Source organism: Nocardia alni, from assembly GCF_019038435.1.
Classification (GTDB): domain Bacteria; phylum Actinomycetota; class Actinomycetes; order Mycobacteriales; family Mycobacteriaceae; genus Nocardia; species Nocardia alni.
This window is the reverse complement of the sequence record NZ_JAGPOX010000078.1, coordinates 1-11,973: the sequence shown is the minus strand read 5'-3', so window position 1 is coordinate 11,973 and position 11,973 is coordinate 1. Positions and strand designations below refer to the sequence as shown.

Here is an 11,973-nt window from a genome sequence, read left to right as displayed (position 1 = left end):
TCACCTCTCGGTCGACAACGGCGCCAGGCGCTGCTGCGGACGTCCCTGCGCGGCCGCGGCCAGCGCGATCACGATCTCGTCCGGGTGCGGTGCGTCGGCGATACGCACCTCGACGGTCTGATGGTGCGAGCGGATCGTGGCATCGGTGATGTGCTTGAGCGGGATATCGAACACGATCCCGGCCGGGCCGCGCTTCTCGACCGCGGGCAGCAGCGTCGAGGCCTGCGCGGCGTTCCGGAAGTGGTCACCGAACTTCAGGGTGTGGATCAGGCCGGAGCCGTGCTCGATCTCCCCGTTCAGACCCACGATCGCGGCCTTGCCGTACGCCTGCGCCGGCGCGTCCAGCGCGGCCATGACCCGCGGGGCCAGCAGCTCACCGATCGCCGACGCGTTGTCGTCGATACCCGGACCCAGATCATCGACGAAACCCATTCCGGCCCAGGGGTTCTGGATCACGGCGGCGACGATGGCCACGCGCGCGGCGGGCGCCACCGGGCGGCCGCCCTCGGTCAGGATCTCCTCGACGATGGTAACGATCTTGCGGACGTTCATGACAGGACTGCCTCCAATGTGCGGGCGGTGATTGCGGGGTCGGTGGTGCGGTCGCCGATGCGCGGATGCGGGCGGGGCCCGGTCGCCGCGGCCGCGACGATGACGAGTTCGTCGGCGCGCGGTGCGTCGGGCACTCGCACGCTCACGGTCTGATAGTGGCTGCGCGTGGCGGCATGTTCCTTGTGCCACAAGGGAACTATGAGCTGCTCGCCGGCGTCGGCACGGGCGTCGGCGAAACAGATGATCGATGAGCCCACGAGGAACTCGCGCATGAGATTCCCGAAGTACGGGGTGTGGATCAGCGCACCGCCGTGTTCGATCTCGCCGGCGGTGCCGACGATCGCGGCCTTGCCGAACGCCTCGATCCGGTCCACGCCGCCGAGGGCGTCGATGAGCCGGTCGGTCAGCAGCTTCGCCAGCAGTGGTGCGAGCTCGTGAACCTGTGCGGACAGGTCGGTGGTCGCGGCGGTGCCCACCCAGGGATTGGCGACCACGGCCGCGACACTGGCGCGAGAAGCCGGCCGCGCGGGCGCCTGCCCGGCCTCGGTCACGGTCTCCTCCCGATAGAGCGACAGCTTGCGGATGGTGGGTCCCGCCCCAATGCGACTCCAAGCTTGCATGCAAGGAACACTAGAGGTGGATCACACGGTGGGTCAAGGATGCATCACGAATTAGACGACCGGGGCGACCCGCCGCGTCAGGATGGCGCATCAGTAGAGGTAGATTAGCTATTTGTGGCAGGACAGCGAGCTCATCGCCGATCGAATAGCCCGAAGCCGTTGACACGCGGATGTGACGCGCTTAATAATCTCTTGCATGGCAGAGGCCACACGCTGAAGCCGCCACGGTCAGTACACGCACCCTTGTCAGTGGTGCGGACTCCCGAATCCTCGCGATGCCCTCCTCGAACGATGCGCATCGCAGCACGCGTCCCGACCACGAAACCCGATCAGGAGCACAGGACATGACCGACACCACCGCCCGGCGCGAATCGCTCGCGACCGTGTGGAGCGCCGCCTGGGACCGAGGCGAGGTCGACGCGTTCGACACCCTGCTGAGCCCGCGATACCGCCGCCACGGCGCCCACGGGCCCGCCCAGGATCGCGAAACCTTCAAGGCCGCCATCGTGACCACACGCGCTGCCTTTCCCGATCTGACGACCACGATCGACGACATCGTGCTCGACGGCGATCGGGCCGCGATCCGCTGGCACAGCACCGGTGCGCACACCGGCACGTTCATGGGCATACCCACCACCGGCCGACAGGTCGAGGTCAGCGGGGCGACCTTCGCCCGCTTCGAAAACGATTGCATCGTCGAGGAATTCGTGACGTGGGATCCCCGCGCACTGCTGTCGGCCCTCGGCATCATCCGCCTGGGCCAGGACTGAAACCCCAGCAAGATATACGGAGCACCACATGTCGCAGGCATCGTCGCAGGACGTGGACATCGACCTGATGAAGCAGGTCAATCGGCAGTTCGTCACCGGCGTCACCGTCATCACCGCGATGGACGGGGATACGCCGAAAGGGTTGGCGGTCAACGCCTTCGCGAGCGTCTCCCTTACCCCGCCGACGGTGATGGTGTGCGTGCAGCGCACCTCCAACACCCATGACTGCCTCTTCCGGGCCGATCACCTGGCGATCAACATCCTGTCCACCGACCAGCGCGCGGTAGCCGGACGGTTCGCGTCCAAATCCGAGGACAAGTTCGCCGGAATCGACTGGCGGCCAGGCCCGTTCGGCAGTCCCCTGATCGAGTGCAGCAGCGCGCGGATGGAGGCCGAGATCCGCGAGCGGCTACAGACGCTCACCCACACCGTGTTCATCTGCCGCGTCCGCCACGCCGACGCGAGCGATCGGACGCCGATGGTCTACAGCGCGGGCGCGTTCTTCCACGGCGGTTCACTCGCCCCGCTCGCCTGAGCGATACCCATCCCACTGTTCTTCTGCCACAGCAATAAATGGCATATCGGAGGTCCCCAATGCCGCAGACCCCGTCTTCGGACACCGACGACCGGCAATATCGCAACAAGGTCGCCGCGGTCGAGCCGTACGGCGTCGACCACATCCCCGACGTCGAACGCCACGGCACTCCCCGCTCCCAGTTCTCCATCTGGTTCGCCGCGGGCATGAACTTCCCGATCATGGTGCTCGGCTTCTCGGCGGTCTCCTACGGCCTGTCGCTGACCGCGGCGGTGACGGCCATCGTGCTGGGTTCGCTGGTCGGCGCGGCCGTGATGGGCATTCTGTCGCAGATGGGCGCCCGTCTGGGCGTGCCGCAGCAGATCCAGTCGCGCGGACCGCTGGGATTCTTCGGCAACTTCCTGCCCGTGGCATACATCAATATCTTCGCGGGCATCGGATGGGCGGCGGTGACGATCATCCTGGGCGCGCAGGCCGTGCACCGGCTCGCACCCGCGGTCCCGTACTGGCTCTCCGCGCTGGTACTGGTGACGGTCCAGCTGGTGGTGGCCGTGTTCGGCTACAACATGATCCACTTCCTGGAGAAGATCCTGTCGGTCGTGTTGTTCGTCGGGTTCGTCCTGATCACGGTCGTCTCGATCGCCCACAGTAAGACCGTCGGCTTCCATGCCAACACCCACGCGTCGTACTACATCGGCGGCGTCGGCGGCTGGATCACGTTCGCGGGCTTCTTCCTGTCGTTCCTGATCGCCTGGTGGCCCTTCGCCTCGGACTATTCGCGCTACCTGCCCGACGACGACGGCACCGCCCGGCGCGCGGGCGCGTACACGGTGGCCGGGAACTTCATCACGCTGTCCTGGCTGGGTATCGCCGGTGCGCTGCTGGGCGGGTCCGCGATGTCCGGAGAGCAGCCCATCGACGCGCTGGCCCGGTTGACTGGTTCCTGGTCTCCGGTGGCGCTGCTGGTCGTGCTGCTCTCGTCGTTCTCCCAGAACTTCCTCAACGTGTACGGCGGCGCGATATCCGTTCAGACACTGCGGATTCCGGTCAGCCGGCGCACGGCGGTCATCGTCATCTGCGCCGTCGCGTACATCATCAGTCTGTGGGCCGATGCCGGTTTCGAGGCCAAGTTCAAGAACTTCCTGTTCTTGGGCGCGTATCTGATCGCGCCGTTCGGTGCGGCGCTGCTGGGCGACTACTTCGTCGGCGGGCGTAAGGACAAGTCGCGAATCGGCGAACTCTACGACGAGACAAGGGTTTTGAATTGGGGCTTCGTCGCGTGGGCCGCCGGGGTGATCGCATCGGTGCCGTTCTGGAACCTGTCGTTCTACCGCGGGTGGGTGAGTGTGCATCATCCCGGCTGGGGTGATCTGACCTACGTCGTCGGGTTCGTGGTCGCCGGTATCGTCTATCTGCTGACCTGGCGCCTGCCCGGACTGCGCATGGGCGCGAAATCTACTGTCGTACAGCCTCTCACCGGTACAGAGATGGGCGTCACGGCACCTCTGGGTGATGCGCGATGACCTCGACGATCCCCCAGCGCATCCCGATGCCGGATCCGGCCCTCGACGTCGGTGACACCGACGTCGAGCGGGCCGCGGCCGAGATCGCCGCCGGACGGGCCGTGGTCGTGATCGACGACCGCCGGGACGAGGCCGCCCTGGTTTTCGCCGCGCAGTGCGCGACGTCCGTCCTCGTCGCCTTCGCGATTCGATACGGATCCGGCATGCTCTGCGTGCCGATGACCGGAGCACGGCTCGACGCCCTGCTGCTCCCGCCGATGTGCGGGATCAACCAAAACCCCAGGGGTGCGGCGTATACGGTCAGCGTCGACGCGAGTGACGGTGTGAGCACGGGCATCTCGGCCATCGACCGCGCGCGGACGATCCGGCTGCTGGCCGCCGACGATACGCACGCCGAGCAGCTGTCCCGCCCCGGTCATGTGCTGCCGCTGCGCGCCCGTCCGGGCGGGGTGCTCGAGCGGCCCGGGCACACCGAGGCGGCGATCGAACTGACAGCGATAGCCGCGATGCGGCCCGCCGGGGTCGTCTGCGAGATCCTCAACGACGACGGAACCCTCTCCCGCGGCGCCGATCTGGACCGGTTCTGCACCGAGCACGGTCTGCACCGCTTGACCATCACCGACCTCGTCCGGCGCCGCGCCCAGCAGGCGCCACGCTCGACCACCCTCATCACCCGGCATCGAGTCCGCGACTTCGATTCCTGGCGCTCGGTTTTCGGTGGACATCAGGACAATCGCCGCGCGCACGGCGCCACCGGACACCGGATCTTTCGCCTCGGCGACGAGGTGACCGTCCTGACCGAATTCCCGAATCGCGCGGCGGCCGAACGCTTCCTCGCCGATCCGGCATTGCGCGAGATCGTCGCCCGCGCCGGATTTCTCGGTTCTCCCGAGACCCGGATCTGCGAACTGGTCGACGACGAAGCCTATTGAGCCACTTCGTTCAACTTGCCGGTCGCGACATCGAAGACGAAGCCGCGCAGCGAGGAGGTCTTGGTGATGAAGGGGCTGGCCTGGATCCGCCGAAGGGATTGGCGCACATCCTCGTCCAGATCGGCGAACGCCTCGGCGGACCAGGCCGGCTTGATACCGGTCTCGTCCTGGATGCTCCGCTTGAACTCGTCGTCGGTGAAGGTCAGCATCCCGCAGTCGGTGTGGTGAATGAGGATGATCTCGGAGGTACCGAGTAACCGCTGACTGATCGCCAGCGATCGAATCTCGTCGTCGGTCACCACGCCGCCCGCATTGCGGATGACATGTGCCTCTCCCTCCTTCACTCCGAGAATCCGATACACATCCAGCCGCGCGTCCATACACGCCAGCACGGCGACATGCTTACTCGGCGGCAACGGCAGCGGCCCGGAAAACTGCTGCGCGTACTGCGCGTTGTTGGCCAGGTACTCATCGGTCACGCTCATACGACCGACCTCCGATCAATGGGTGCCTATATGCGAATCTCCGCACCCACCATCCCAACCCGCCTGCGAGACCACGACCGATAGAACCACCCGGAGTCGAACACTGGCGTGTTGCCTCCACAGACATGGACAGCGCCCGAGGCCACCCACGCCGAGACACTCTCAGAGCGAGAACTGCTGTCGCGACGGCGCGAGAGTGTCTATACTCCGTTACTTACTAAGTACTTAGTAAGTAACGGAGCCAGAAGGTCGAGACGAGTCGGCGATGATGACCGAAACACCCGCTACCCGGATGCGAACTGCCGAGCGGCGCAGGCAGATTCTGGACGAGGCGACCCGGATCGTGGGGCAGCGCGGGTATTACGGGTTCAGCGTTCAGGAACTGGCGGACAGCTGCGGACTCACCGTGGCCGGGGTGCTGCACCATGTCGGCACCAAGGAAAAGCTGCTCATGATGCTGCTGGACGAACGAGACCGGCGTGACGCCGAGGCGATCATCGACCGCGTCGAGGGCGATCTCGACGAGCTGACCGATCCGCTGACGCTCGAACACGTGTGGCGGGTGCTGCACGAGATCGTGGTGCGCAACAGCGAACAGCCCGAACTCGTGCGCCTGTTCACGGTCCTGCGCAGTGAGGCGCTCTACCGGGAACACCCGGCATACGACTACTTCCGCGCCCGCGACCTGCATGTCGTCGAGGTCTTCACCCAGATGATCGCCCACCTGGATACCGTCGGCGAACCACGCGCCACCGCCCGTCAACTGCTGGCCCTCATGGCCGGCCTGGAGGAACAGTGGCTGCGCTTCCCCGACGAGTTCGACCTGGTGACCGAGTGGGACCGCGCGGCAATCAAACTTCTCGCCACCAACATCTCTAGATAGGCAGTGCCCCATGCGATATCGCGCACACGTCCGGCCGATCCGCCGCCTGATGATCCTGGCCTTGGCGGTCACGGCCTCTATGGTCACCGCCATGCTGGCCACGCCGCTGTCGGCATCGGCCGATTCCCCGTCCCCCGTCACCCGGGCGGGCACATGGCTGGTCGACCAGCAGGGCCGGGTCGTGAGCGTGCACGGCGTCGATCTGGTGCGCAAGACCGCGCCGTACTACCCGTTCAACTTCGGTGACGCCGATGCCGCGCTGCTGGCGACCGAGGGATTGAACGCCGCGCGAATCGGTTTCATCTGGGAGGCGGTCGAACCGAAACCCGGCGTCTACGACGACGCCTATATCCGGCGGATCGTCTCGCTCGACAACCTGCTCGCCGCGCACGGCATCCGCACGCTGATCGATTTCCATCAGGACAGCTGGAGCCGAACGGCGGGAATCGCGCAGCTCGGCAACAGCACCGGCGACGGCGCACCGCAGTGGGCCACCCTCGGCGCGAATCCGCACAACGCGCAGGACGACTTCCAGGCATTCTGGGACAACAAGTCCGCGTCCGACGGGGTAGGCATCCAAACCCACTTCCTGCGCGCCTGGCAGCACGTCGTCCGGATGCTGGACGCGAGCGCGGGCAGCGCGAACATCGTGGGCATCGATCCGCTCAACGAGCCCTACCCCGGCAGCGGGTTCGGCTGCCCGCAGTTCGCCACCGGCTGCCCGTCGTTCGAGCAGGGCCCACTCGCCCGGTTCTATCGCACGGCGATCGCCGCTCTGCGTGGCGCCGGCGACACGCACGTGATCTTCCCCGAGTCGGATCCGACCACGGGCTCCCGCACATCGCTGCCGCCGTTCGACGACTCCCGCGTCGGGTACAACTTTCATGCCTACTGCTTTCCGCTGCTCGGCGCGGGAGTGGTCGGAGTGACCCCGCCGCCCGGCAGCGACGTGGTCTGCCCCGCACAGGAGCTCCCGGCCGTCGCGAGCGCGGCGGCGGATGTCGAGCGGTTCAACGCACCCGGATTCCTGTCCGAATTCGGCGCGAGCGACGTCGATACCGACAATGCCCGGTTCGTCGATCTGGCCGACGAGCACTTCTGGTCGTGGACATACTGGGCGTATTACGCCTATACGCCGCAGGACCCGGCCAACTCCGCGGCGCAGGGCCTGCTGGTGAACGAGCATGAACCGGCCTCGGAGGCCAATGCCAAGCAGGCCAAGCTCGACGCACTCTCGGTCCCGTGGGCGCAGGCCGTCGCGGGCACTCCGCGCGCCTACCATTTCGACCGTGCGACCAACGTGATGACGCTCGGCTATTCGACCGGCGCACCCGCCGGCGCACGTCTGGATCCCGGCGCCCTGACGACGATTTTCGTGCCGCAACGCCACTATCCCCACGGGTACACGGTCCGCGTGGACGGCGGTCGTGTCGTCTCGCCGCCGTCCGCGCGAGTCGTGGAGATCGCAGCCGGGCCCGGTGGCCCGAACCACGACGTCTCCGTGACCATCGCTCCCCGGTGACAGCCATGTGATTCCTGCCACTGTCGAAGGTTTGAGACACTGGAGAGCATGACTGCCGTTGCCGAGACACGTGCCGGACTGCGGATCGGCCCCTACCAGGTCGATCCGCCGGTCGTGCTCGCGCCGATGGCGGGCATCACCAATGTCGCGTTCCGCACCCTGTGCCGGGAGTTCGGCAGTCCCGACGCGATCTATGTCTGCGAGATGATCACCGCCCGCGCCGTGGTCGAGCGCAACGAGAAGACCCTGCACATGATGGCCTTCGGTCCCGACGAGAGCCCCCGCTCGATGCAGCTCTACGGCGTCGACCCGAAGACTCTCGGCGAGGCCGTACGCATCGTCGTCGGCGAGGGCTGGGCCGACCACATCGATATGAACCTGGGTTGCCCGGTCAAGAAGGTCACACGGCTCGGAGGCGGCGCGGCGCTGCCGTACAAACGGCGACTGTTCGCCAACATCGTGCGCGAAATGGTCGCCGCCGCCGGCGACGTACCCGTCACCTTCAAATTCCGCATCGGCATCGACGACGACCACCACACCCACCTCGACACCGGCCGCATCGCCGAGGCCGAAGGCGCCGCCGCGGTATCCCTGCACGCCCGCACCGCCGCCCAGCTCTACTCCGGCCAAGCCGACTGGACCGCCATCACCCGGCTGAAAGAAGCCGTCACCACCATCCCCGTCCTGGGCAACGGCGACATCTTCACCGCCGACGACGCCCTGCGCATGATCGCCGAAACCGGCTGCGACGGAGTAGTAGTCGGCCGCGGCTGCCTCGGCCGCCCCTGGCTGTTCGCCGAACTCTCCGCCGCCCTGCGCGACCAACCCATCCCCGAGGGCCCCACCCTCGGCCGCGTCGGCGAAATCCTCCTACGCCACGCCCAACTCCTCACCGAACACGACGGCGAAGACAAAGCCATGCGCGACATCCGCAAACACATGGCCTGGTACCTCATGGGCTACCCCGTAGGCAGCGACCTCCGCCGCAAATTCGCCACGGTCTCCAGCCTCACCCAAATAGAAGACCTCGTCACCCAACTCGACCCGACCATCCCCTTCCCGGTCGAAGCCGCCACCGGCCCCCGAGGCCGCCAAGGCTCCCCCCAACCCAAAGTCACCCTCCCCGAAGGCTGGCTCGACAACCCCGAAGACGCCACCGTCCCCACGGCCGCCGACGTCATGCACAGCGGCGGATAAGCTACCTGCGCCATTGCGCCGTCATGCGGAGTTCAGATGTCGTCCCGCAAACCTGGAAGCCGCGCGACTGACTGGAGCACGCCGGTTGCGAAAGCCGTCGCGTCGGAGTCAGTGCCGATCAATTCGTCGCGTGCGGTTTCGAACGCACCGACCGCATCGCGACGAAAATGCTGCACCGTATCCCTTGCCCACTCGAGGTCAACGCCCAGAGCCTTTGCCGTGTCGAGGCATTGCGCAATACCGATCTTGTCGAATCGGTATTCCTGTCCGATCTTCATAGCAGAGTACGGCGTCAATCCAGGACGTTTGTACGGCGCATACGTGGCCAGGTCGTACAGCGGCGCGAGCTTCACCGAACGCCCCTCGAGCAGCACCGAATAGTTTTTGATATGCGCGTCTGTGCATTCGAGTGTCACATTGAACATCAGCGCTTGAAAGAACGCATCCGCCGCTACCGACCGATCCTCGAGTCGGGGAAGCCCACGGAATAGCTGCGCGACCGCTCCTACCCCCGGGCCGCCGTCCTGCCTTTGATACTTCTTCGAAGGCGGGACGGACAGTGCTTGCCCCAGATCCTCCTGGTGCAACCTATGCCACACCCCGCGAATCGAAATACGATCATACCGCGCGGTGATGAACGCCCGCTCCGCACCGAAGGTTCGCAGACGCGTCGCGGCCACCTCCAAACCCATCAGCGCTGCGGCCCGCATTGTCATATGTTCCACGATGTCGATGCGCGCGAAATCACCTGAAACAGGTTTTAGAATGTGCGTCGTCGGCGTCGAGCCGTGCGGAATTGCCCACTGCTCCCCCTCGGTGCGCAGTAGTGCTACCTTCGGCTGCGCACCAGCCAAACTGAAGCGGCCGACAGCCTCGGCAGAAGTGCGGCCGTCACGGTATTCTTCTCGCACAGCCGACAGCAGATCCGCGACATCGCCGTCGGTCAAGACGGAATATCCGCCACGGCCCTCTTTTCCATCCGTAGGGGGCACGCCGTCTGGGAGAATCTGTAGCGCGCCGGCCACATCTGCACCGATATGACAAAGCATCGCAAACGCGTTGCTCGACTTAACATCGAATCTGTTGGCAATTGCCGTTCTCGCCGTATCGTTGTCTGTGATCAGACCATCAAGAAAAGGCAGGATCGACCGCTTCTTATGGGTTTTTACCGCAAGGGGCATCGACAGCGACAGTGGAGTCGGATCGTCACGTCGTAGATACTCATCGTCGTATGTGAACCGAATATCGCCAGCGGCAGTCTGCTCTATAAGCCCGCATAGGACTCCGTCCATAAACACCGATAATTGGCTATTCACCGAGTGCCCCCCTATCCGGTCGATGATTTATCAACACGACTTCGAATCCCGCCCCGAGCGCAGCAAAGCAGTCCATCACCATCGACATATAGACCGATGGCTTCCCATTCTCGAAATCGGCAAGCCATCGTTTGGACACATGGGCTCGGCCAGCCAATTCGGTCCGCGACCACCCGGCATCCTCACGAAGTGCCCGCAACAGCATCCCCGCCTCGCGTGGGGTTGTGAACATCGAGCCACCTCCATCATGATGCACGTACGTGCACCTTACATGAGGTGCGCGTACGTGCACCTCACGTACCGGTGCACGTACGCGCACCTGTGCCGGGGAGGCTCGCACGGCTCGTTCGATCGCCCGGCGATGGCGGCAGGGCAAAAGAGCGCGGAGAAGAAGAGAAAGGTAGCCGATGAGCAGTGCCGCCGGGCTGTCGGAGAATCCGAGCCTGCGCTACGCGGGCAACCCCAGTCCGCCCGCCAGGGTGGGCCAGGAGTCGTGGAGGGCGTACTGCCAGTAGGGCCAGGAGTGGATGCCGGTGAGGCCTACTCGCCAGGTTGCGGGGATGCTCTCGGCCGTCATCAGAGTTTTCATGGCCAGGGTGCAGGTGTTGACGGTGATTTCGATCGTCTCGGCCGCGGCGAGGGTGGTCGGGTAGGTGTAGTTGGGGTCGAACGACGCCAGGTCGGAGGGGGTGGGGACGCCGTCGCCGCTGTACATGTAGATGGCCATGCCCTTGTATGCCTGGAAATGCCGACTCGGATCGTGGGCGGGCCACTGTGCGTTCAGGGCGCCGCCCCACATGTTGTCCGCGTCACCGCCCCGGTCGGCCACGGCGGTGCGTACCAGGGTTTGTCCTAGGTTGCTGGTGTACATGCAGCCGCTGTACACCCCGAGCGCCTTGTACAGCGAGGGGTAGCGGAACGCCAGAATCGCCGCGGCGAATCCCCCCATCGACAGCCCGGCCACCGCATTCACGCCGCTGCCGTGCAGCGTGGCATTGATCAGCGGTGGCAACTCGGAGGTCAGGAAGGTCTCCCACCTGTTGTGCCCCAGCGTCGGGTCGTCCTTCAACCAGTCGGTGTAGAAGGTTCCGCCGCCGCCCACCGGCATAACGACATTCACGTCTTTGTCGGCGAAGAAGTTCACCACATCGGTCTTGATGGTCCAGGTGCTCTGCGTCTGCGTATTCGTGGCCGCGTCGCCGTCGAGCAGATACAACGTCGGGTGCGGGGTGCTCTGATCGGCGGGCAGCAGCACGTCGAGCTGCACGATCCGCTGCATCGCGGGCGAATTCACGTAGACCTCCTCCCAGCGGGAGGTCTTCTGCACGATGTGGTCGATGGTCGCGGCGGCATGTGCCGCGGGCGACCCGACACTCAGCAGCGTCGCCACTGTCGCGATGACGATCGCCACAGCCAGATTCAAGCGTGATCTTGACACTCCGTGAGAATAAGTTCGCGGCCGCCCTTCCAGCGAGCAAAATGTTCCCAATAGGGGGCAATTAGGGTGCACACCCGACCGCCGCACCACGCCCAGAACGGCGGCGTTCAGGCATTTTGCCGGACGGAATCATTATTATCGACCTGCTAGCGGCACGGTTCCGATCGTCGGCACGAGACGAAGTGAGGTTCGTTGGTGGG

13 protein-coding genes are annotated in these 11,973 nt (G+C 65.4%); 7 read left to right on the top strand and 6 right to left on the bottom strand.

Annotation, left to right across the window (positions count from 1 at the left end):
• Complete coding sequence (locus tag JZ791_RS26375; RefSeq protein WP_216897927.1) at positions 1-552, bottom strand: amino acid synthesis family protein; 552 nt, start codon at positions 550-552, stop codon at positions 1-3.
• Positions 549-1,172, bottom strand: coding sequence for an amino acid synthesis family protein (locus tag JZ791_RS26370; RefSeq protein WP_216897926.1), 624 nt, complete (start codon positions 1,170-1,172; stop codon positions 549-551). The genes JZ791_RS26375 and JZ791_RS26370 overlap by 4 nt, the downstream gene beginning before the upstream one ends.
• A gap of 344 nt (positions 1,173-1,516) precedes the next feature.
• Here JZ791_RS26370 and JZ791_RS26365 point away from each other — a divergent pair, with 344 nt between their 5' ends.
• The 4 genes from JZ791_RS26365 to ribB are packed head-to-tail and all read left to right on the top strand — an operon-like array spanning position 1,517 to position 4,932.
• Positions 1,517-1,942 carry an ester cyclase gene (locus tag JZ791_RS26365; protein WP_216897925.1) on the top strand — a complete coding sequence of 142 codons (426 nt, stop codon included), beginning with the start codon at positions 1,517-1,519 and terminating at the stop codon, positions 1,940-1,942.
• A gap of 28 nt (positions 1,943-1,970) precedes the next feature.
• Positions 1,971-2,477 carry a flavin reductase family protein gene (locus JZ791_RS26360; protein WP_216897924.1) on the top strand — a complete coding sequence of 169 codons (507 nt, stop codon included), beginning with the start codon at positions 1,971-1,973 and terminating at the stop codon, positions 2,475-2,477.
• Between the two features lie 59 nt (positions 2,478-2,536).
• A complete protein-coding gene (locus tag JZ791_RS26355) occupies positions 2,537-4,000 on the top strand; it encodes a purine-cytosine permease family protein (RefSeq protein WP_216897923.1) in 1,464 nt (487 codons plus the stop codon).
• Entirely contained in the window at positions 3,997-4,932 is a 936-nt protein-coding gene (gene ribB, locus JZ791_RS26350; RefSeq protein ID WP_216897922.1) for a 3,4-dihydroxy-2-butanone-4-phosphate synthase, read from the top strand. The genes JZ791_RS26355 and ribB overlap by 4 nt, the downstream gene beginning before the upstream one ends.
• On the opposite strand, the gene JZ791_RS26345 is transcribed toward ribB, so the two are convergent.
• Entirely contained in the window at positions 4,926-5,417 is a 492-nt protein-coding gene (locus JZ791_RS26345; RefSeq protein ID WP_216897921.1) for a beta-class carbonic anhydrase, read from the bottom strand. The genes ribB and JZ791_RS26345 overlap by 7 nt on opposite strands.
• A gap of 265 nt (positions 5,418-5,682) precedes the next feature.
• Between JZ791_RS26345 and JZ791_RS26340 the strand changes: the two genes are divergently transcribed.
• From JZ791_RS26340 to dusB, 3 genes are read left to right on the top strand one after another with little or no spacing between them, the layout of a single operon-like run.
• Positions 5,683-6,300 carry a TetR/AcrR family transcriptional regulator gene (locus JZ791_RS26340; protein ID WP_216897920.1) on the top strand — a complete coding sequence of 206 codons (618 nt, stop codon included), beginning with the start codon at positions 5,683-5,685 and terminating at the stop codon, positions 6,298-6,300.
• Between the two features lie 10 nt (positions 6,301-6,310).
• Positions 6,311-7,822, top strand: a complete 1,512-nt coding sequence (locus JZ791_RS26335) for a cellulase family glycosylhydrolase (protein WP_216897919.1) — start codon at positions 6,311-6,313, stop codon at positions 7,820-7,822.
• 48 nt (positions 7,823-7,870) lie between these two features.
• Positions 7,871-9,019, top strand: coding sequence for a tRNA dihydrouridine synthase DusB (gene dusB, locus JZ791_RS26330; RefSeq protein ID WP_216897918.1), 1,149 nt, complete (start codon positions 7,871-7,873; stop codon positions 9,017-9,019).
• Between the two features lie 32 nt (positions 9,020-9,051).
• Here the strand turns inward: dusB and JZ791_RS46605 are convergent, their stop codons facing one another.
• The 3 genes from JZ791_RS46605 to JZ791_RS26315 all read right to left on the bottom strand — a co-directional run bounded on the left by JZ791_RS46605 (position 9,052) and on the right by JZ791_RS26315 (position 11,773).
• Positions 9,052-10,335, bottom strand: a complete 1,284-nt coding sequence (locus tag JZ791_RS46605) for a type II toxin-antitoxin system HipA family toxin (RefSeq protein ID WP_216897917.1) — start codon at positions 10,333-10,335, stop codon at positions 9,052-9,054.
• The gene (locus tag JZ791_RS46855) at positions 10,328-10,540 is read right to left on the bottom strand and encodes a helix-turn-helix domain-containing protein (RefSeq protein ID WP_368858338.1); all 213 of its coding nucleotides are present in this window, start codon (positions 10,538-10,540) and stop codon (positions 10,328-10,330) included. Before JZ791_RS46855 ends, JZ791_RS46605 begins: the two co-directional genes overlap by 8 nt.
• 243 nt (positions 10,541-10,783) lie before the next feature.
• Positions 10,784-11,773: an alpha/beta hydrolase gene (locus tag JZ791_RS26315; RefSeq protein WP_216897915.1), complete on the bottom strand. Its 990-nt coding sequence runs from the start codon at positions 11,771-11,773 to the stop codon at positions 10,784-10,786.
• Between the last annotated feature and the right edge of the window lie 200 nt (positions 11,774-11,973).